This window comes from Actinomadura montaniterrae (assembly GCF_008923365.1).
GTDB lineage: Bacteria > Actinomycetota > Actinomycetes > Streptosporangiales > Streptosporangiaceae > Spirillospora > Spirillospora montaniterrae.
The window spans coordinates 73,707-94,767 of sequence record NZ_WBMR01000008.1 but is presented as its reverse complement, the minus strand read 5'-3'; the positions used below and the strand labels follow the sequence as shown (position 1 = coordinate 94,767).

General features: G+C 72.3%; 13 protein-coding genes. 3 read left to right on the top strand and 10 right to left on the bottom strand.

Going from position 1 to position 21,061, the window contains the following annotated elements; genetic code table 11:
* Positions 1–19: 19 nt before the first annotated feature.
* Positions 20–1,069 carry a CDP-alcohol phosphatidyltransferase family protein gene (locus F9B16_RS05205; RefSeq protein ID WP_151538667.1) on the bottom strand — a complete coding sequence of 350 codons (1,050 nt, stop codon included), beginning with the start codon at positions 1,067–1,069 and terminating at the stop codon, positions 20–22.
* Positions 1,070–1,238: 169 nt separating this feature from the next.
* On the opposite strand from F9B16_RS05205, the gene F9B16_RS05200 reads away from it, so the two are divergent.
* A complete protein-coding gene (locus tag F9B16_RS05200; protein WP_151538666.1) occupies positions 1,239–2,807 on the top strand; it encodes a hypothetical protein in 1,569 nt (522 codons plus the stop codon).
* Here F9B16_RS05200 and F9B16_RS05195 read toward each other — a convergent pair.
* From F9B16_RS05195 to F9B16_RS05155, 9 genes are all read right to left on the bottom strand, one after another.
* A complete protein-coding gene (locus F9B16_RS05195; protein ID WP_151538665.1) occupies positions 2,804–3,961 on the bottom strand; it encodes a glycosyltransferase family 4 protein in 1,158 nt (385 codons plus the stop codon). The two genes, F9B16_RS05200 and F9B16_RS05195, sit on opposite strands and share 4 nt — an antisense overlap.
* On the bottom strand, positions 3,958–4,854 hold the full coding sequence (locus tag F9B16_RS05190) for a hypothetical protein (RefSeq protein WP_151538664.1): 897 nt from the start codon (positions 4,852–4,854) through the stop codon (positions 3,958–3,960). Before F9B16_RS05190 ends, F9B16_RS05195 begins: the two co-directional genes overlap by 4 nt.
* 93 nt (positions 4,855–4,947) lie before the next feature.
* Positions 4,948–6,939: a glycosyltransferase family 2 protein gene (locus tag F9B16_RS05185; protein WP_151538663.1), complete on the bottom strand. Its 1,992-nt coding sequence runs from the start codon at positions 6,937–6,939 to the stop codon at positions 4,948–4,950.
* 24 nt (positions 6,940–6,963) lie between these two features.
* Positions 6,964–10,371: a bifunctional glycosyltransferase/CDP-glycerol:glycerophosphate glycerophosphotransferase gene (locus tag F9B16_RS05180; protein ID WP_151538662.1), complete on the bottom strand. Its 3,408-nt coding sequence runs from the start codon at positions 10,369–10,371 to the stop codon at positions 6,964–6,966.
* A 92-nt stretch (positions 10,372–10,463) separates the two neighbouring features.
* On the bottom strand, positions 10,464–12,689 hold the full coding sequence (locus F9B16_RS05175) for a bifunctional glycosyltransferase/CDP-glycerol:glycerophosphate glycerophosphotransferase (RefSeq protein ID WP_225991364.1): 2,226 nt from the start codon (positions 12,687–12,689) through the stop codon (positions 10,464–10,466).
* Between the two features lie 59 nt (positions 12,690–12,748).
* Complete coding sequence (locus tag F9B16_RS05170; RefSeq protein ID WP_151538661.1) at positions 12,749–13,876, bottom strand: acyltransferase family protein; 1,128 nt, start codon at positions 13,874–13,876, stop codon at positions 12,749–12,751.
* A 117-nt stretch (positions 13,877–13,993) separates the two neighbouring features.
* Positions 13,994–15,331: an acyltransferase family protein gene (locus tag F9B16_RS05165; RefSeq protein WP_151538660.1), complete on the bottom strand. Its 1,338-nt coding sequence runs from the start codon at positions 15,329–15,331 to the stop codon at positions 13,994–13,996.
* An 11-nt stretch (positions 15,332–15,342) separates the two neighbouring features.
* The gene (locus F9B16_RS05160) at positions 15,343–16,764 is read right to left on the bottom strand and encodes an LCP family protein (protein WP_151538659.1); all 1,422 of its coding nucleotides are present in this window, start codon (positions 16,762–16,764) and stop codon (positions 15,343–15,345) included.
* A gap of 153 nt (positions 16,765–16,917) precedes the next feature.
* The gene (locus tag F9B16_RS05155; RefSeq protein ID WP_151538658.1) at positions 16,918–17,778 is read right to left on the bottom strand and encodes a TIGR03089 family protein; all 861 of its coding nucleotides are present in this window, start codon (positions 17,776–17,778) and stop codon (positions 16,918–16,920) included.
* 107 nt (positions 17,779–17,885) lie between these two features.
* Between F9B16_RS05155 and F9B16_RS05150 the strand changes: the two genes are divergently transcribed.
* Both F9B16_RS05150 and F9B16_RS05145 read left to right on the top strand, forming a co-directional pair.
* Entirely contained in the window at positions 17,886–19,928 is a 2,043-nt protein-coding gene (locus F9B16_RS05150) for a hypothetical protein (protein ID WP_151538657.1), read from the top strand.
* A 190-nt stretch (positions 19,929–20,118) separates the two neighbouring features.
* Positions 20,119–21,054, top strand: coding sequence for a glycosyltransferase family 2 protein (locus F9B16_RS05145; protein WP_192808631.1), 936 nt, complete (start codon positions 20,119–20,121; stop codon positions 21,052–21,054).
* Positions 21,055–21,061 lie beyond the last annotated feature (7 nt).

Genomic DNA, 21,061 nt, shown 5'->3' with positions numbered 1-21,061 from the left:
CGCTGACCGGCGACGCGCGTCAGCCGGAGCTGCCGACGCCCGCGCCGACGTGGCGCTCCACGACGTCGGCGGGCAGCTGCTCCCGGTACTCGTCGATCTTGGCGTTCAGCTTGGCGAGGCTGCGGCTGTAGTCCCGGCTGGACAGCCAGAACTTGTAGATGATGAACAGCTCGAAGGCCAGCATGCCCGCCGCGCTCACGCACACCACCGGGATGATCGCGCCCGGCACGGCCGCGGCGATCACCGGGGCGACGATGAACACGCCCATCTGGAACTCGATGCCGCTGATCAGGTGCGGGCGGATCCGGCCGCGCAGCAGCACGTTGCGGATCCGGATGTACCAGGGGAACCGCTTGTAGAACCCCGCCTGCAGGTCGGCGTTCGCGCGGTCGGCGTCGCCCTGGGGGGTGTCGCCGACGACCCGGTCCTCCTCGATCTCCGGGTCCGCGCCGAGCGCGCCCTCCGCCGACCGCAGGTCCGTGTCGACCGCCGCGGCGTCCGGCACCGCGCCCTCCGCCGCGCCGCCCCGCGCCGCCGCCTCCAGCGCCTCGGCCTCCCGGCGCGCCTCCGTCAGCGTGGTGCGCATCTGCGCGCGCACCTTGTAGATCTCCAGGGCGTCCATGTAGCGGAGCATGTCCAGGAACACGACGCCGAGCGCCGTCCACACGTAGGCGACGTTGTCGGTCGCCGCGTACTGTCCGGCCATCAGCGCGATCGCGCAGGCCAGCACCCGGACGCGGTCGAAGATGTAGTCCAGCCACGCGCCGAACACCGACCCGGTGCCCTTGAGCCGCGCGATCTTGCCGTCCATGCAGTCGAGCGTGAACGACAGGTGGTACAGCAGCGCGCCGGCCAGCAGCCAGGGCCAGGACGCCGCCGCGAAGCAGGCGCCCGCGCCGAGGCCGAGGATCAGCGCGCCCACGGTGAGCTGGTTGGGCGTGATCCGGGTGCGGTTCGCGGTGAACCTCACCAGGCGGGACGCGAGCGGGTCGACCAGCAGGACCGTCCACCACGCGTCACGCGCCTTGTACGTCCGTTGCCGAACGTCGTCGAGCGTGAAGTTCGCCATGGAGGAATTCCTTTCGTGCCGGGACCGCTCGATGGTATCGGCTGTCCGGATGCGGTCTCCGGCATTGTCACCGAGTCGTGACTCCGTTAATGGGACGTATGGGACGCCGGGGGACGGCGCCCGGCTCGTCCCGATCGTTTCCATCGGAGGGGCTGGGTAGGCTTTGCCGGTGCGCGTCAGACCTACGGCGGTTCTCGCCCAATTGCCCTTCGCCGGCGTGCTGGCGGTGGCGATCTGGATCAGGGTCGTGGCGGTGCGCGGGTATCCGGCGCCGAGGTGGAGCGGCGACTCCGCCGGATATCTCGATTCCGCGCTGAAGCTCCAGCCGGGCGAGACCCGCCCGAGCGGCTACTCGTTCCTGCTGTGGGCGCTGAAGCCGTTCCACAGCTTCACCGTGGTCGTCGCCGTGCAGCACGCCATCGGCGTCCTCGCCGGCGTCCTGGTGTACCTGCTGGTGTGGCGCGCGGCGCGGGCGGGGTGGCCGCTCGGCGGAGAGCGGCGCGCGGGCCGCTGGGCGTGGCGCGACTTCGTCCCGGGGCTGCTGGCGGCGGCCGTGACGGTGCCGGTGCTGCTGGACAGCTACCAGATCTCCCTCGAGCACATGCTCATGTCGGACTCGTTCTTCACGTTCCTGCTGGTGGCGGCGGTGACCGCGGCGCTGTGGCGGCGCCGGTCGACGTGGTGGCTCGGCGCCCTCGCCGGCCTGTTCGCCGCGTTCGCGGCGGTGACCCGGTCGGCCGGGCTGCCGCTGGTCGCGGTGATCCTCGTGGGGATGCTGCTGCGCCGCGCCGGGTGGCGCGCGCTCGTCGCCGTGGTGATCGCGTTCGTGCTGCCGCTCGGCGGCTACATGTACTGGTTCAAGCAGGTCCACGGCGAGTTCGCGGTGACGAAGGCGGGCTCCATCTGGATCTACGGCCGCACCGCCGCGTTCGCCGACTGCGCCAAGATCAAGCCGAGTCCCGAGCTGCGGATCATGTGCCCGGAGGACTCCAACCCGCAGATCGCGCCCGCGTTCGCGGTGCTGTGGACCGACGACTCCCCGTTCCACCGGATCCCCGGCTGGATCACCGGGGACGAGGCGAACCGGCTCTCGAGCGAGTTCACCAAGCAGGCGATCGAGAAGCAGCCGGGCGACTACGCGCGGGTGGTGTTCCGCGACACGTGGCGGTCCTTCGACTGGAAGCGCGAGCCGTACCCGACCCCGTGGACGTGGCTGGAGTACGTCTTCCCGCAGGGCGAGTCGTGGGACGACGAGCAGGCGCTGGAGGCCGTGAAGTACGACCCGTCCGGCGGGGAGACGAAGGTCGTCCGGCCCTGGGCCGGGACGATGCTGGGCTACCAGGACCGCATGGCGATGCCCGGAACGGTGCTCGGGCTCGTCCTGCTCGGCGGGCTGGTGCTCACGCTGCCGCACGTCGGGCGGCGCGGCAGCCGGTGGCGGTTCCTCGGGCCCGTCCGGCATTGGGGGACGGGCGCGCTGATGCCGTGGGGGATGGGCCTCGCGCTGCTGGTCATCCCGGCCGCGACCGCCGACTTCGACTACCGCTACGTGCTGCCCGCCGTGCCGTTCGCCTGCATCGCGCTCGGCCTCGCGCTCGTCCCGCCGCCGCGCCGCGTCCGCGACGAGCCCGCGGAGACCGAGGACGGGAGCGACGACGGCGGGTGGACCCGGCGGCGGATCGTGGCGCTGAGCCGCCGCGCCGGCACCCTCGCCCGCGACCGCGTGAAGGCGTCCTAGCCGGCGCGCAGGCCGGCGAGCATGCGGTCCCACCGGTCGGCGACGTTGCCGACGCGGTGCCGCTCTGAAGAGGCCAGCGCGCCCGCCGCGAGCATGCGCCGCAGCTCGCCGTCGTCGATCAGCCGGGTCAGCGCGCCCGCCAGCGCGTCGGTGTCCTGCGGCGGGACGAGCAGCCCGTCGCGCCCCGCGGTGATGATCTCGCGGGGGCCGCGCGGGCAGTCGAAGCCGACCACCGGCACCCCGCACGCGAACGCCTCGACGATCGTCATGCCGAACGCCTCGGCGCGCGACGGCAGCGCCAGGATCGACGCCTTCGCCAGCTCGCCCTCGACGTCGCCGGTGGCGTCCATCAGCAGGACGTGGTTGTAGAGCCCGAGCCGGGTGGCGCGGCGGCGGAACTCCTCGCGCCGCGGGCCCTCCCCGTAGATCCGCAGCCGCCAGTCCGGGTGCTTGTCGACGACCTTCGCCCACGCGTCGATCAGCAGGTCGTAGCCCTTGAGCCAGACCATCCGGCCCGCGGCGGCGACGATCCGGTTCTCCTGCCGGGAGCGCGGGTACAGCCGCTCGGGCAGGCCGTTGCCGATCGTGTGGACGGGCGGCGTCCCCCGGGGCAGCAGCCGCTCGTAGTCCTCGCGGTCGGCGACCGTCAGCGTGGTCAGCGCGCTGAGCCGCGGGTACCACTCGGTGATCTCCGCGAGGATGCCCGGCTCGTGCATGCCGAGCTGCAGGTGCTCCTGCCCGATCGTGACGGTGCCGGACGGGGCGAACCGCGCCGCCGCGATGTTCAGCCCGGCGCGGGTGGTGACGAGCACGTCGGTGCGCGGCCGCCGCAGCGCCTCGGTGAGCCGCGCGTCCGTCCAGGCGGAGAAGTACTCGTAGCAGCGCTCCTCCGGGTGGACGAGCCGGCTCGGCTCGTCCATCAGCCGCCGGGCGCGGCCGGCGTGCGGCCAGCGGACCTTCGCGCCGGGCCGGGTGTCGGTCAGCGCGCTCAGCGCCACCCGGTCCGCGAGCGGGAATACCGGGGCGTCCTTGTCGCGCAGCACGCTGACGATCTCCACCTGGTGCCGGCGGGACAGCTCGTTGGCGAGGGTGATGGTGCTGCGGACGGTCCCGTCGATGGTGAACGCGTCCAGCAGCATGAAGGTGATCTTCATGCCGCGTCCCGCTCGTCGACCAGGTGGCAGGCGACCGACAGCGCGTCCTCGACGGTGTAGTACGGCCGGACGCTCATCGTCCCGCCGCCGCCCGCCGCGATCTGCCGGGGGAACGACAGCTTGTTCCGCTTGCCCGGCGCGTCGTCGAGCAGGGTGGCGAGGCGGGCGCGCACGCCGGACGCCTCCAGCCACAGGTCCCACAGCGCGGGCGGCGCGGCGACGAGGGCGTCGATGGGCAGGCAGGCCTCGAACTCGGTGCCGTCGATCCGCAGGTCACGGGCGGTGGCGCCGCCGCCCTTGCGGGCGACCGCGGCGAGCCGGGCCGGGCCCGGCCGGGGGCCGGTGTAGGCGAGCCGGCCGGAGATCTGGATCTCGCCGCCGGCCGGGCGCACCGCCGTCACCTCGGCGTGCGGCGCGACCTCCCGGACGTCGAGGGCCACCTGCCCGCCGGGCGCGCGGACGACGCGGATGGCGCGTTCCCGGCGGACGTCCGCGTACGCGCGCAGGCCGTCGAGCGAGAAGCCGGGGTCGTCGGTCAGCAGCGGCCGGGCCGGGTCGTCGGCGCCGGAACCGGCCGTGCCCGAGGGGGTGAGGCCGAGGGTGTCGAGCAGGACGGTCCAGGTGCCGCGGGCGAGGCCGAGGGCGCCGAGCGCGACCGAGCAGGACGGGCGGCCGTTCAGCGGCACCGTGTGCTCGGTGCGGGACGGCGTGCCGGACGCGCCGCCGGACCCGGTGTGCCGCAGGACGAGCCGGGCGCCCGCGGGCGGCGCCTCGAGCCAGCCGATCGTCAGCACGTCCGCGGCGTCGACCCTGACCTGGTGCGCGACGGTGTCCGCGGCCCGGTCCGGCCCGCCGCGGCGGACCGCGGTGTCACGTCGAACCGCAGCATCCACGTGAAAGCGACCTTTCCCCCGATTTCACTGCGTAAGCGGGACCTTACCAGGTGCTCGTGAACGGCAGCGGTCCCGCGGCGGTCCGCGCGCGCGTCAGCGGCGTCCCCGGCCGCCGAGCCGGCGCCGCGCCGACCGCGCCATCGCCGGGACCTTCCCCGGCACCACCTCGACCGCGAGGTTCCCGCCGCCGGTCCGGTAGTAGCGGGCGCGGCGCATCCCGAACGGCGCGCAGGCGACCGCGGCGGACCGCCCCGCCTCCGCCATCGGCACCCGGATCCGGGTCGTGTCGCCGCCCACCGCGAGCTCCAGCCAGGCGTCCCACCGCCCGGACGACAGCCCGCGCGGGTCGACGGAGGCGGTGAACGCGACGGCGTCGCCGTCCTCCCCGACCCGGGCCTCGCCCCGGCGGGACTCGCCGCCGCCGCGCCGGTCGAGCGCGAGGCCCACCCGCACGTGCGCGTGCGCGCCGGGCGCGGCGGGCACCCGCCCGCGCACCAGGAGCCGTCCGTCGCCGTCCCAGCCGATCCCGTCGAGGGCGACCAGCCGGGCCAGCCCGGCCGCGCCGGGCCGCACGGTGAAGCTCAGGTTGCCGTACTCGCGGGTGAAGAACGGCTCGACCGCGGCGGCGCCCCGCGCGGACGCGACGAACCGCTCCGGCGGCAGCGCGACGCCCTCGGCGCGGTCGGCGCCGAGCCGCCCCTCCTTGACCAGCCGGTCGGTGGTGATCTCGGCGTACAGGTCCCAGATGCCCGCCTCCAGCGGCCCCTCCGAGGCACCGCCGTCCGATCCGCCGGACGCCGCGATACCGGCGGCGAAGCCGCCGACGCCCCCCTCGACCGGCAGCCTCCGCTCGGCCCCGGACCCCCGGTGCCGCAGCAGCAGCGCGAGCGACTGCGCGCCCGGATCGACCCGGGCGATCACGGCGCTCCCGGCCAGCCGCAGGCTCCCGCCGTCCCAGTCCAGCCCGGTGAGGCTCCGCTCCGTCCGCAGCCGGTCCGTGGCGTCGAAGTAGGCGTCCGGGATCGCCGCGGACGGCTCCCGGAACCCCGGGTACACCTCGTACGCGCGGTCCTTGTCGACCACGACCGGGACCGGGCCGGGCGCCAGGATCGCCTCGACGATCCGGGTCAGCAGCTCGTCGTGGCCGCTCCGCACGCAGTGCGCGATCAGCCGCAGCCGCGGCGGCATCCGCATCAGGACGGCGGGGGTGAGGAAGTCCTCGCACAGGCCGCGCACCCCGTCCCGGGTCTGCCGCCGGTACTCCGCCGAGTCCTCCAGGTACCGGTGCGCCTTGATCCGGTGCAGCACGTCCCGGGTGAACAGCCGCAGCAGCATCCGGTCGCGGACCGGCCCCGGACGGCGGTGGGCGACGACCATCTCCAGCAGCGGCCGCGCCGCCTTCGCGTAGTAGTCCTCCGAGGACGCGCCGCCCGTCTGCATGATGCTCGTGCCGTCGTCGCGCTCCACCAGGTAGTAGCAGTCGTAGTCGGCGATGACCGAGACGCCCGACGCGTGCAGGTACGCGTGTACGGCGAACACCTTGTCCTCGCCGGACAGCAGCCCCTCCGGGAACCGGATCCCGTTGGCCTCGACCAGCTCCCGGCGGAACAGCTTCTGCGCCGTCAGCGACCGCGTGAAGACGTCGATCTCCGGATCGTCCACCGAGACCTTGGCGATGTTCTCCCTGAACCGCGCCGCGCCCCGCCCCACGCCGACGTAGTTGCCGACCACGATGTCGGTGCCCTGCTCGTCCGCCAGCGCGCACATCCGCTCCAGCGCCTCCGGGCCGAGCCGGTCGTCGGCGTCCAGGAAGAACAGGTACTCGCCGCGGGCCCGCTCGATCCCGGTGTTGCGCGGCCCGCCCGGACCCCCCGAGTTCGGCTGGTGGACGACCGTGAGCCGCGGCTCCGCGGCGGCGAGCCGGTCCAGCTCCGCGCCGCTGCCGTCGGTGGACCCGTCGTCCACCGCCACGACCTCCACAAGCTCAGGCGCGATCGTCTGCTCGAACACCGAGCGCAGCGTGCCCGCCACCGACGTCCGGCAGTTGTAGACCGGGACGATGACGCTGACCTTGGGGGTAGTCACTGGTGGGTCCTCAGGGGAAATCCGTCAACGGGACGGGGGGAACACGCGATCCACGGTACGCGCCGCCGCGTGCCCGTCGTCCAGCGGGCAGAACCGGGCCACGAACTCCTTGTAGCGGTCCTGGTGGCCCGCCGTGGCGGCCTCGACGTCGCGGATCGCGTCGATCAGGTCGTCGGAGGTCTCCACCAGCGGCCCCGGGGCCTCCGCCTCGAAGTCGAAGTAGAAGCCGCGCAGCCGGTCCCGGTAGTCGGCGAGGTCGTAGGTGAAGAACAGCATCGGCCGGCCGGTGTTGGCGTAGTCGAACATCACCGACGAGTAGTCGCTGATCATCATGTCGGAGATCAGGTACAGCTCGGTGATGTCCGGGTACAGCGACACGTCCCGGACGAAGCCGTGCGCGTCCTCGGTGATGCCGTCCACCACGTTGGAGTGCAGCCGGACCAGCAGGACGTGGTCGTCGCCCAGCGCGGCGCGCGCGCGGTCCAGGTCGAGGCGCATGTCGTGCTTGTAGCGGCCGCGGCTGTAGTACTGGTCGTCGCGCCACGTCGGCGCGTACAGCACGACCCGCTTGCCCTCCGGGATGCCGAGCCGCGCCCGCACCGACTTCGCGACGGTGTCGGCCTCCGGGCTGTACAGCAGGTCGTTGCGCGGGTACCCGACCTCCAGCATCTCGCCCTTGAACGCGAACGCGCGGCGGAAGATCTCCGTGCTGAACGGGTTCGGCGACAGCAGGTGGCTCCACTCCGGGACGGCCGGGCCCTCCGGCTTCTTCTCCTTGCTCTGCAGCGCCGACTTCATCCCCGGCGCGTACGCGAAGTGGACCTCCTTGACGTCCCGGCCGATCTTCTTCAGCGGCGTGCCGTGCCAGGTCTGCAGCACGACCTGGTCGGGGTGCCGCTGGAACCAGTCGCCGAGCCGGTGGTTGGTGACGATGTAGCGGGACGTCGTCACCGCCTCCTGCCACTCCTTGCCGTTCAGCCGCACGCCCTGCAGCGTGTCCGGCAGCTCCGCCTGCGCGTCGTTGACGACCCAGAGCTGCTCCAGGTCCGTCCCGCGGCGCAGCAGCTCCTCGTGGATCGCCTTCGGGCTGTCGGAGTACTGCCGGCCGTTGAAGCAGGAGAACAGCACCGCGTCGCGCAGCCCGTCGCGGGCCACCCGGCGCCGCGCCTCCTCCCGGTACTTCGCGCCCGCGCTCTTCTCCTCGCCGGACACGTCGCCGGTGACGGCGACGACGAGCCGGCCGTCCTTGGTCTCCGGCTCGTAGCCGCGCCGCGCCACCTCCAGCGGCCCCGGCAGGGCGCGCTGCGCCTCCGGCGTCAGCCGGACGGTCAGCGCCCGCTCGCCGGGCGGCCGGAACAGCACGTCCCAGCGGCCGGGCCGCAGCGGCAGCACGCCCGCGACGCTCGGCACGGCCGCCGCCGGGACCTCCGCCCGCAGCGTGCCCGAACCGTCCGCGACCAGGTCGAACGCGTGCTCCTTGCGGCGGCCGCGGCTGCGCACCACGATCTGCCCGGACGCGTGCGCCGGATGCGTCGCCGCCAGCGCCAGCGTCCCGTCGGGACGCCACGCGACCTCGGTCACCGACAGCCGGATCGTCGCCCGCCGCACCCGCACGTACCCGCCGGGGCCGCGGCCCGCGCTCACCTCCAGCGCGCCGAACGTGCGCCGCGCCTCCGCGACGCCCTCGGCGAGGACGAGCGGCCGGCCGTCCGCCGACAGCGTCCAGTCGCGGGTGTCGTCGATCGAGTCGGGGTCGATGGCGACGTCGAGGGCGTCGGGGTCGACGCGCGCCGTCCAGCCGCCGGACCGCGCCTCCACCGGCACCGGGACGCGCGCGTCGCCGAGCGTCAGCACCAGCTCCGCGGGCGGCGCGCCCGCCGACTCCACCTCGACGAGCAGCCCGTTCTCGTCCCACTCCAGCGCCGTCGCCCGCTCGCGGACCCGCTCCACCTGCACGACGAAGTGGCCGTCCACGACCTTCGGCACGATCCGGACGTCGTCGGCGACGTACCGGTAGGGCGGGTGCGCGCCCGTCCCCGACCCGCCGCCGCGGACCGGGCCCTGCCGGAACACGCCCGCGTTCAGCACCGACGCGTGCACCTCCCAGGTGCCCTCCCGCCAGCCGCCGCGGTCCTTCAGCTTCGCCGCGTCGAGCGCGAACTCGAACCCGGTCCAGCCGCCGGACGACTTGCCCGGCTTCGGGGTCTGCCGCGCCTTCATCACGATCTTGCGGCGGCCGTCGCGCAGCGTCACCGTCTTGATCGACGTCCAGCGGCGGCGCGAGCTGACCGAGTTGATGTAGGCCTCGCCGGTGACGACCAGCCGGTCGTCCTCCCAGCGCACCGCGTGTACCCGGCCCCGCATCCTGACCTCGTCGCGCGCCCGGTACACCTCGCGCGGGACGTCGACCTTCGCGTCCTTCCAGTACGGGTAGACGACGTAGCGGCGCAGCGGGTCCCGCACGATCGACGGCGACGACTTGCCGCGCTCGTACCGGACGACCTTCACCAGCTCCATCGTGTGGCCCGCCTCGGCGAGGTGCCACTTCAGCCGGGTCAGCGCGGGCGCCTCCGCGAACACCTTCGGCGACACCCCCTTGGCGTACGCCGCGGCCTGGGCGACGACCTGCTCCCGCTCCTCGCCGGACAGGTCGGGCAGGGCGTCCAGGAACGTCTTCAGCTCCGTCGTGACCAGCGCGAGCTGCAGCCGCCGCAGCTCCTTGACGTCGCCGCGCTCGGCGACCCAGGCCGTCGCGAGGTTCGCCGCACCGAACCCGTCGGCGATCTCCTGCGGCTCGGTCGTCGGAGTGTACCGGCGCGACCGGCGGTGCAGCACGATGTCCGGCACCACGTCGACGGACGCCGCCGCGTGCAGCGCCCGCACCATGACCGGCAGGTCGTCGTAGCGGCCGAGGTCGGGGAACTCCAGGCCCGCCGCGTCGAAAAACGAGCGGCGCAGCAGCGTCCCGGTGATCTTGCGGTTGAGCAGCAGGTCCGGGCTGCGGTGCAGGTCGGTGGCCTTTGCGGGGGCCGGGTTGTCGCCGCGCGCCTTCCACTGCGACACCTGCCCCGTCCACTTGCGGGACGCGTCGGGGCCCGTCGCGAGCTCCGACCCGGACGCCTCCAGAGCGGTCAGCAGCGCCGCGACCGCCTCCGGCGGCATCGGGTCGCCGCCGTCGGCGAACAGCAGGAACTCGCCGCGGCTCTCCGCCACCCCCAGGTTGCGGCCCGCGCCCCGGCTCGGCGCCCCGTCGCGGACGATCCGGAACCGGTCGTCGGGCAGCTCCGCCCGCGCGGCCGTGCCGGTACCGTCGTCCACGACCAGGACCTCGAGGTCCCGGAACGTCTGGGCCGCGAGCGAGTCCAGGGCGTCGCCGAGGTCCTCCCCGGCGCCGTGCGAGAGCACGATGACACTGATCCTGGGGGCGGTCATGCCCACTCCTTCGGGGGCTGTGCGAGCCGGACGCGGCGTCCGGTCGCGGACGGTCAAGGGGATGGTGGCCGGCGCGGCCCGCCGCGCCGCCGCTAGGCCGGGCCGACGGCGACCGCCGGCGGGAGCGCCTCGCCGAGGAACACCCGGCGCACGGCCCGCTCGGCCGCGTGCCCGTCGTCCCACGGGCAGAACCGCGCCCGGAACGCCTCCAGGTGCTTCGCCGCCGCGTCCCCCCACGCGGCCCTGGACGCGAACGCGTCGACCAGCTCGGACTCGGCGTAGGCGACGACCCCGGGCGGGAACTCGGTCAGGTCGAAGTTCACGCCCCGGGTGAGCTTGTAGGTCTCCCAGTCGTTGGCGTAGATCACGATCGGCTTGCCGAGGTTGGCGTAGTCGAACATGACCGACGAGTAGTCGGTGAGCAGCGCGTCCGAGGCGATCATCAGGTCCTCGACGGACGGGTGCTTGGAGACGTCGATGACCTGGTCCTCGTTCCAGCCGAGGTCGGCGGCCATGTTCTTGAGCTTGTAGTAGTAGTGCGCGCGCAGCAGCAGGACGTGGTCGTCGCCGAGCTGCTCCATGACCCGGCCGATGTCGAACATCGGCGCGTACCGGCGCTGGTAGTCGCGGTGCGTCGGCGCGTACAGGATCGCGGTCTTGCCCTCGGGGATGCCGAGCTCGTCGCGCAGCCGCGCCTGCTCCTCCGGCGTCGCCCGCACCAGCCGGTCGTTGCGCGGGTAGCCGATCTCCAGCAGCTCGTACTTGCACGGGAAGCCGCGCTCCCACGCCTCGCTCATCAGCGGGTTGGCCGACAGCAGGAAGTCCCACCGGTCGGACCGCTCGATCAGCGCCTTGAAGTCCATGTCGCCCGCCCCGACCGGGTACTCCATCTGGTCGAGGCCCATCTTCTTCAGCGGCGTGCCGTGCTGGGTCTCCAGGTGTACCTGCCCCGGCCGCTTGACGACGTTGTCGGGGAAGTTGACGTTGTTGACGAAGTACTTCGCGGCGGCGATCGTCCGGTAGTACTCCGCCGACCCGGCCACCACGTACTCGACGCCGTCCGGCATCGTCTTGCGGGCGCCCGGCTTCACGACCCACACGCAGCGGATGTGCGGCGCCAGCTCCCGGACCTTCTCGTAGATCGCGGCCGGGTTGCAGGAGTAGCCGCGGTACCAGTAGGCGGCGAACACCGCGAGGTTCTCGTCGATCGGCATGTGCCGCCGCATCGCGTAGTACCGCTCCTTGGCGAGCTCCTTGGAGCGGACGACGCTGCGCCTCTGCAGCTTGCGGACCTTGCGGCCGCGCTTCTTCGCCTTCGTGGTGAGCGTCGGGGTGTTGAGGCGCTCCCAGGCCCGGAAGTCGCCCCGCTCGATCGCGCGGTGCTTGTCCGCCAGCCCCGGCTCGTCGTCCGGCGGGACGTGGCCCGGCGGCTTGTAGCGGTTGTAGGTCTTGGTCATCTCGGCGAAGAACCGCTGCTTCTCCGAGGGGTACACGCGGTCGGCGCGCTCGATGATGACCAGCAGGTGCCAGATCGTCCGGTCGAACATCAGCGGCCGGTACCGGTCCATCTTCGGGCCCAGGTGGTCCATGAACGCGAAGATGCGGTCGTACTGGTCGAAGGCGTCGAAGTGCTTGGCGCTGGCCGTCTTGGTGATCGCGCCGCTGCGGCGCTGCCGGTAGATGTAGCAGACCCGGTCCAGGAAGCTGACCCGCTCGGCGGCCATCAGGACGGGGTAGGTGATGCTGACGTCCTCGTAGTAGCCGCTGTTGAAGCGCAGCCCGTGCTCGATCATGAACTCGCGGCGGATCGCCCGGTTCCAGATCGAGGTGAACATCTCCAGCAGGCTCGGCCGGTCGGCGAGCGTGAACACCTCGGGCGCGGGCGGCTCCCGGAACAGGTGGTTGATGATGCTCCGCTTGACCCGCCCGTTCCAGTAGGACCGCGCGTAGTCGAACATCAGCACGTCCGGCCGGGTCTCGGCGAGCCGGTCGCAGATCGCCTTGACGGCGCCCTCGGTCGCGTAGTCGTCGCTGTCGAAGAACCAGACGTAGTCGCCGGTCGCCATGTCCAGCCCGACGTTGCGGGCCTCGCCGAGGCCCACGTTCTCGGTCAGGTGGCGCACCTTCAGCCGCGCGTCGCGCTCGGCGTACTCGTCGAGGATCTCCCCGCAGGCGTCCGGCGAGGCGTCGTCGATCGCGATGATCTCCAGGTTGGGCACGTCGGGGACCAGCAGCGAATCCAGGCACTGCCGAAGGTACCCCTGCACTTTGTGCACGGGCACGATGATGCTCAGGGAGATGTCGTATTCACTGCTCACGCGAACGCCAATCAACTACTCGATGAATCTGGATCATACCCGCATCCGGCAGGTAAATCTTATGTCCTGCCATGAGAGGGCTTGAGTAGCCATCGTCCCTTGGGCTCGATCGCCCAATGGGTGAGCCGCTGCACCGGGGCGGTGCCGAGCAGCACGCCGGCGGCGAGCGCGCCCAGCGTCGCCGCGACCACGCCCGCCGGGGTGTCGAAGAAGTGCGCGTCGAAGACGCCGCCGTAGTCCAGCGTCTTCACGATCAGGCCGTGCAGCAGGTAGACGTACATCGTCCGGGTCCCGAGCGCGGTGTACCAGGCCCGCCCGCGCGGGACGGCGGCGAGGAACGCGGTGCCGAGGACGACGGCGAGCACCATCGCCAGCAGCCGGTACGCCATGCCCTCGACGGCGCTGAAGTGCATGTGCTCGTACCCGCGGTTCCACAGCAGGACCCCGTGCGCGATCTTGGGGACGACGGTCCCGCGCTCCCACACGTACGCCGCCGGCAGCGCGGCGACCAGCACCGCGAACCCCGCCCAGCGCGTCCAGCCGCGGTCGCGCGGGGCCAGCGCGAGCTCGGGCCTGATGGTCAGGCCGAGGACGAAGAACGGCAGCAGCCCCGCCGCCCGGCACAGCGTCGAGTCCGTGTTGAAGCTCCAGCTCCCGGCGACCAGCGACAGCGCCACCGACACCGCGACGGGGTGCCGCAGGTGCCCCCACAGCGGGGCGCTCAGCCGCCACAGCACCAGCGCGACGAGGAACCACATCAGGAACTGGGGACGGAAAAGCTCGTGCAGCCGGAAATCATTTCCCCGGATGAACACGAGCTGCAGCCGGTAAAGCACGGCGAAGATCACGTAGGGAACGACCAAGGTGGGGAAAACAACCCGGAATTTGTCGGTCGACCGCATGAATCCGCGCGCGAAGTAGCCGGAGACGAACACGAACACCGGCATGTGGAAGCCGTACACGACCGTGTAGGCGGCGTCCACCGCGTGGCTGTTCGTCCGGAGGACCTCCCAGACGTGCCCGACGACGACCAGCAGGATGAGGAAGAACTTGACGTTGTCGAAGTAGGCGTCGCGCCGGCGCGGCGGAGCGGGGGGCTCCGGTGCCGGGCGCGCGACGGGCGCCGGCCCGCCGTCGAGGGGCCGGCCCGGCTCCGGGGGACGCGGCTGGGGGAGGGTTTCCGTCATGTCTCCGAAGGATTCATTTCGTCCGTGACAACCGTTCACGTGCGGGCAGGGCGACTCTAGTCCGCGATCGGCGGCCCTGGGGCCGGATGAGAGATTGTTCCGGTTCCGTGCCGCGGGCTAGCCGCGGCTCGGCCGGCGCAGCGGGGTGAACACCCAGGTCATCTTGGGCTCCAGCGCCCAGCTCATCGCCCGGCGGACCGGAGGCGAGCACAGGAACGTTCCGACGACGACGGCACCGCAGAGCACCGCGACGACGCCGCCCGGCGTGTGCATCCAGTCCGCGCCCCACCAGCCGGTGAAGTTCAGCAGCCGGGTGACGAAGCCGTGCAGCAGGTAGCAGTACAGCGTCGTCGCGCCCAGCGCCGTGAACCAGTACCGCTTGCGGGGGATCAGCGTCAGGAACGCGGCGACGAGCACGGTGGCGCACGCGAACATCGCGAGCCGCATCAGGGTGCCCTTGAAGTCGCCGACGCCGAGCATGAAGTGCGGGTCCTTCCAGAAGATCCACCGCACCGACATGTGCTTCATCACCAGGTAGGAGCACGCCAGCCCGACCGCGAGGACGGCCGCGCCGATGGGCCGCGCGATCGGCCGCTTCAGCAGCTCGAAGTGCTCGGGCCTGAGCTTCAGGCCGAGGACGTAGAACGGCAGCAGCCCGAACACCCGGTGGATGTCGAAGGTGCTGCCGAGGTCGCTCATGTACGACAGCAGCGCGAAGCCCATCGCGACGGCCAGCGGCCACCGGATCTGCTGCCACACCGGGGTCGACAGCCGCCACAGGAACAGCGCGCACAGGAACCACGTCAGGTAGTACGGGCTCAGCAGGCTGATCTCCAGGTCGTGGCGGCCCGCCAGCCAGTCGTACAGCGAGTACGCGACCTCGAACACCACGTACGGGACGCCGACGTTGGTGATGAGCTTGCGGGCCTTGCCCGGGGAGAACGTCCAGTTCCGCGAGAAGTAGCCGGTGATCACGATGAACAGCGGCATGTGGAACATGTAGATGAAGATGTACAGGCCCTTGGCCATCGGGACGTTCTGCAGGTTGGCGATCGAGTGGCCCGACACCACCAGCAGGATCGCGAAGTACTTCGCGTTGTCGAAGAAGGGGTCCCGCTCCTTGCGCGGCTTCGGCGGGGAGGAGATCCGCACCGGCCCGGAGGCCGCGCGCTCGCCGTCCGGCGGCGCCGCGACGGTGGCCGTCGCCGTGCCCGCTGTCGCGGCTGTCGCTGCGGCCGTGCCCGCCGTGGCCGTGCCCGCTGTCGCCGTGGCCGTGCCCGAGGTGGCCGCGGTGGTGCCCGGGAGCCCGGTGTCCGCGGCGGCGGGCGCCGCCGGGTCGGGACGGGGATCGGGGACGGCCGGTGCGCCCCGGTCGTCCGGTGCTCGCTGGTCGGCCGCCCGCGCGGCGGCAAGCGGTCCCGTCTCGGGCCCCGAGGGCCTGCTGCTGTACGTCATGGCCGGCCGGTTCAAGCCCCCTTGCAGATGTCGTCGTTGGCGCGGATCTCGCCCTGCTGCTTGGGGATGCCCCCCTTGGCGTTCTTCAGGGCCGTCCAGTTCGAGCCGACGACCAGGTCGACCACGCCCGGCTTCGCGCCGGTGGTGCGGGCCGCCGGGGTCGGCTTGCTCGGGATCAGCGCGGTGAGCGTCTGCGCCTGCTGGTCCGCCCCGGCACCGTACAGCACCTTGGTGGTGCTCGTCTGGGAGGCGTTGCCGCCGACCGACACCTGGAAGCCCTGCGCCTCCAGGTCGGAGGCGACGCGGCTGGCCTGGCCGGCGATGCCGCTGCCGTTGTAGACCCGCACCCGCACCTGCTCCGGCTGGATCTTCGGAGTGGCCGACTTGGTCTCGGTCGGCACCGTCTTGTCGTTGCGGACCGCGGAGAAGAACGGCTGCGCGGCGGAGGTGAGCACGACCCGGTTCGGGTCGGACGGGTCGGGGCCGTTGGGCGCGGTGACGAAGCGCAGCTTGCCCGAGGTCATGCCCTGCATGCCCTGGGCGATCTTCAGCATGACCTGCGGGGTCAGCTCCTTGTCGGTGGTGAGCGACTTGGTCGCCGCGTTCATCAGCGGGATCAGCTTGGTCGGGTTGCTCAGCACCCCGGCGCTCATGGCCTTGTTCGCCAGCGCGCCCATGAACTTCTGCTGCCGCTTGATGCGGTCGAGGTCGGAGCCGTCGCCGAGGCCGTGCCGGACGCGCACGTAGGCGAGGGCGGTGGAGCCCTTGATGACGTGCTTGCCGCGGGTCAGGTGCAGCTTGGACTTGGGGTCGTTCACGTCCTTCGGCAGGCAGACCGGGACGCCGCCGACCGCGTTCGTGATGGCCTTGAACCCGGTGAAGTCGACCTGCATGAAGTGGTCGATGCGGATGTCGGACAGGCCCTCGATCGTCTTGATGACGCAGGCCGCGCCGCCGATGGTGAACGAGGAGTTGATCTGCGCCTTCGGCTGGTCCGCGGACATGCCGCCCGCGTGCGTCTTGCACGGCGGGATGTGCACGATCAGGTCGCGGGGGAAGCTGATGCCCATCGCCTGGCTGCCGCCGGGGGACAGGTGCAGCAGGATCATCGTGTCCGAGCGCGGCGGGTCGTTCTTCATCGACCGGCCGTAGCTGGCGTTGGCGCCGGCGCGGGTGTCGGACCCCAGCAGGAGGATGTTCATCGCGCTGTTCAGCTTCTTCGGCCGGTTGGGGCCGATCGCCGAGTTGACGTCCTCGTGGTTGATGTTGCCCATCGCGCTGCGGTAGAGGCCGTAGGCGGTGAGGGAGCCGGCCACCATGACCGCCGACATTCCGACGCACACCCAGCCGAGGATGCGCCAGCCGCGTCGACGCGGCGCCGGCTGCGGATCGGCGTCGTCGACGTACTCCATGTACATCGGGTTGCTGTTCATCGGCTCCGTGTCCGGGGGCGCGGCCCGCTTTCAGGGGGTCGGTCGGCTTGGTCTGCTCTGCTGGAACGGTCTGTTCTGCTGACTCTGTCCTGTAGTGCTGTGACGGTGCTGGCCGCGGCTCGGTTGACAAAGCCCGGGCAAAGAGAGCGTAGGTCAGCCGAGCCGGCGCACGGACCCGGATGCGTCTTTCCATCCGGTCAGTCCGGCGACCGCCGTCACATGCTCCAAGGTCAAGCGTCGATCTAGGGCGGCTTTGTCAAAGTTTCGTTGGATTATGACGGAAGCTCCTGAGGCTAGTGGTGCGACCAGGCCCGCCATAACCCCGTCGAGTGTGGTGAAGGGCATGTCGACCAGCAGCCGCGCGTCCGCGTCCAGCTCCCATTTCGCGGCGGCCGCGCGGGCCGCCGCGACCAGCTCCGCGCCGGTCAGTGTGGTCTTTGTCACATCCAAAGCGGGCAGGTCGGGACCCACTTCCGGGCCCGCCGAGAACCGGTCGCCGTACGAGCGGACCTCCGCGGCGTAGTCGGTGACGCCCACCGGGCAGTCCGCCAGCGGCCCGCCGAGCGGGTGCAGCGAGAGCCCGACGATCTCCTCCGCCTCGGCGTCCACGCCCGGGTCCGCGAGCACCACGTCCAGCACCTCCTCGGCCGCCGCCAGGATGTACGGCCCGGACGCCCCGAGCGGTTCGGACCCCGCCGCGCTCCGCTCCAGCACCGCCGCCGGGTCCACCGGCTCGGCCACGAGCCCCGCCGACCAGCAGGCCATTAGCCACACGGCGGTCTGCCAGTGCGGCGGCAGCGCCAGCACGACACGCCCGCCGGGCTCCGCCGCGAGCCCGTCCACCAGGAAGTTCGCGGTCTTGGCGACCCAGTTGTCGAACGTCCGCGCGGACAGCTCGACGCGTTCGTTCTTCGCGTCGTCGTAATAGGTGACGAGCGGGCGGGACGGGTCGGCGGCCACCCGCAGGCGCAGCAGCTCGGCGGGTCCGGGCACGGCGGGTTCGCTGTGGCTCATGGGGCGAGCGTAGAGCCCCGTGACCGGCGGGGACTCGCTGACCGGCCGTTCCCGCTACGCTCCGCACCGATGGATGACCACGGATCGGACGAGCGCGGGGCGGGTGCATGAACGCGGGTCGGCTGCTCGCCCGGATCACCGTGGCCCCGGCGCTGCTCGTCGCCGCCTGGCTCGTGGTGGCGCTTCCGCTGCTGATGGGCGGGGTGTTCCGGCCCGGCCCGGCGATCCTGCTGTGGGCGCCGGTCGCCGCGGCGGCGCTCTGGCTCGGCCTGCGGCGCCGGCCCCGCGACGCGACCGCCGAGCGGGACGGGCCGCTCGGCCCCGCCCCGTGGTGGTCGGCGGCCGGGGTGATCGCGGTCGCCGCCGCGTTCCTGGTCTTCGAGGCGCTGATGTGCTCCGAGCAGATCATCGTCCGCCGCGACCCCGCCTCCTACGTGCAGTTCGCGACCTGGCTGAAGGACCACGGCTCGCTGCCGATCCCCGAACTGCGCTGGGCCTTCGGCGGCGGCGACCCCGCGCTCAAGTTCGACAGCCCCGCCTTCTACGAGCATGACGGTTCCGTCGTCCCGCAGTTCATGGCGGGCCTGCCGATGATCCTCGCGCTCGGCGGCTGGGCGGGCGGCACGCACGGGATGCTGCTGATGGCGCCGCTGCTCGGCGCCTGCAGCGTGCTGGCGTTCGGCGGCCTCGTCGCGCGGCTCGTCGGCCCGCGCTGGGCGCCCGCCGGGGCGCTGCTGCTGGCGCTGACCCTGCCGATGCTGTGGGTGTCGCGGTCCACCTTCAGCGAGCCGCCGGCGCTGATCCTGCTGCTCGGCGGCCTCTCCCTGCTGCACGACGGCCGGACGGAACGCCCCGGCGCGGCCGCGGTGAAGGCGTTCCTCGGCGGCCTCGCGCTCGGGCTGATCGTGCTCGTCCGCATCGACGGGATCCGCGACATCCTGCCCGCCGTCGTGTACGCCGGGCTGCTCGTCGCGTGGCGGCGCCGCACCGGCTACGCCCTCGCCGGCGGGCTCGCGCTCGGCGCGGCCGCCGGGCTCGTCGAGGGCTACGTCAAGTCCCGCCCCTACCTCGACTACCTGCACGCCTCGCTCGACCCGCTGCTGATGATCTCCGGCGCGATCGTGGTCGCGACGGCGCTGATGGTCGTGCTGCTCCGCTGGGACGCCACGGGCCGCCGGCTGCGGGCCGCCGGGGCCGCGATCGGACGTGGCCGGCTGCCCGGCGCCGCCGCGATCCTCACCGCGCTGGTGATGGTCGGGTTCGCCGTCCGGCCGCTCGTGCAGACCGTCCGCCGCGTCCCGACCAACACCGACGACCGGCTGAACGCCCAGTTCATCGAGGCCGTCCAGAAGATCGACCAGCTGCCGCTGGACGGCACCCGGCAGTACTCGGAGCTGTCGCTGTACTGGGTCGTCTGGTACATCGGCATCCCCGCGCTGATGCTCGCCACCTTCGGCGCGGCGCTGCTCGTGCGGCGGCTCATGCGCCGCCAGTCGCCGGAATGGCTGCTGCCCTACGCCGTCATCGTCTGGACGACCGTGCAGGTGCTGATCAGGCCGGGCATCACCCCCGACCATCCGTGGGCGTCCCGCCGGCTGATCGGGCTGGTCATCCCCGGCCTGCTGCTGTTCACGGTGTTCGCGGCGGCGTGGACCACCAAGCGGCTGAGGCGGATCGGCTACTCGCGGAAGGTCGTGCGGATCACGGCGGTGGCGGGCGTCGCGCTCATGCTGGTCCCGATCGTCATCACGTCCGCCGGGTACATGGTCGAGCGGACCGACCAGAAGGAGGTCGGCGCCGTCGGCGCGATGTGCGACCGGCTCGGGCCCGGCCGCTCCGTCGTGGTCGTCGAGGCCGGGACCGCCGACCGGTTCCTGCAGGTCCTGCGCGGGATGTGCGGGCTGCCGGCCGCGCGGGCCGCCACGTTCGCCACGCGGTCCGACGTCCGCCGCGTCATCGGGAAGATCGACCGCGCCGGGCGGCATCCGGTGGTCATGGGGTCGAAGCCGGACCAGGTGGCGCCGTACGGGCGCCCGCGGCAGATCATGCGGCTGCGCAGCCGGCAGGACGGGCGCACCCTCGACGAACCGCCGGCCGGGTCCTGGGGCCTCGGCATCGACGTGTGGATCGCCGAGCCGGCGGCCCCCTGACACGCCCCCGCCGGGGCGCCCGCGGGCGGTGTCCACGCGCCGTGCCGGCCGGTGAGTCGGCCGGTGAGTCGGCCGGGGTGCGCCGTTGCGAGTATTCTCGCGGTGCGTGAGTACCCAGCCCGCCGAGCCCGCGCAGCGGCCCGCGCCCGAAGGCGCCGAGCCGAGCGACCCCGTGAGCGACCCGGCCGCCGTGCCCGGCACGGCCCCGGAGGCCGCCGCCGACCCCGACGCGGCGCCGCCCGTCCACGTGACCATCGTCCTGCCCTGCTACAACGAGCAGGACCACGTGATCGACGAGGTCGAGCGCATCACGAAGGCCATGGACAACAGCGGCAAGAGCTACGAGCTGCTGGCCGTCGACGACTGCTCCACCGACGCGACCCTCGCCCGGCTGGAGGAGGCGGCGCCCCGCTTCCCGCACATGCGGGTCATGGCGTTCCAGCACAACAGCGGGTCCGGGACGGTCCGGCGCATCGGCTCCCAGCAGGCCCGCGGCGACATCGTCGTGTGGACCGACGCCGACATGTCGTACCCGAACGAGCGGATCCCGGACCTCGTCGACATCCTCGACACCGACCCGTCCGTCGACCAGGTCGTCGGCGCCCGCACCACCGAGGAGGGCACGCACAAGCTGCTGCGCGTCCCCGCGAAGTGGTTCATCCGCAAGGTCGCCGAGCGGCTCACCAACTCCAAGATCCCCGACCTGAACTCGGGGCTGCGCGCGTTCCGCCGCGACGTGTCCCTGCCGTACCTGCGGCTGCTGCCGCCCGGGTTCTCGTGCGTCACCACGATCACGATCGCGTTCCTGTCGAACCAGCACCCCGTGTACTACATGCCGATCGAGTACGCCAAGCGGGCGGGCAAGTCCAAGTTCCACTTCACCAAGGACGCCTACCGCTACATCCTGCAGGTGCTGCGGATGGTGATGTACTTCAACCCGCTCAAGGTGCTGATGCCGCTCGCCCTCTGGCTGATCGGGATCGGGCTGCTCAAGGGCGTGTTCGACATGGTGGTGCACATCGGCTACTTCGCCAACAACACCATCATGATCTTCGTGACGGGGCTGATCATCGCGTCGCTGGCGCTGCTGGCGGACCTGATCGTCCGATCGCGCGGCGACGTCTGATGCGGGC

Bases quoted from the DNA above. Each gene is read 5' to 3' on its own strand.
- F9B16_RS05205 (WP_151538667.1), bottom strand. From the start codon at position 1,069: ATGGCGAACTTCACGCTCGACGACGTTCGGCAACGGACGTACAAGGCG.
- F9B16_RS05195 (WP_151538665.1), bottom strand. From the start codon at position 3,961: ATGAAGATCACCTTCATGCTGCTGGACGCGTTCACCATCGACGGGACC.
- F9B16_RS05180 (WP_151538662.1), bottom strand. From the start codon at position 10,371: ATGACCGCCCCCAGGATCAGTGTCATCGTGCTCTCGCACGGCGCCGGG.
- F9B16_RS05170 (WP_151538661.1), bottom strand. From the start codon at position 13,876: ATGACGGAAACCCTCCCCCAGCCGCGTCCCCCGGAGCCGGGCCGGCCC.
- F9B16_RS05165 (WP_151538660.1), bottom strand. From the start codon at position 15,331: ATGACGTACAGCAGCAGGCCCTCGGGGCCCGAGACGGGACCGCTTGCC.
- F9B16_RS05160 (WP_151538659.1), bottom strand. From the start codon at position 16,764: ATGAACAGCAACCCGATGTACATGGAGTACGTCGACGACGCCGATCCG.
- F9B16_RS05155 (WP_151538658.1), bottom strand. From the start codon at position 17,778: ATGAGCCACAGCGAACCCGCCGTGCCCGGACCCGCCGAGCTGCTGCGC.
- F9B16_RS05150 (WP_151538657.1), top strand. From the start codon at position 17,886: ATGAACGCGGGTCGGCTGCTCGCCCGGATCACCGTGGCCCCGGCGCTG.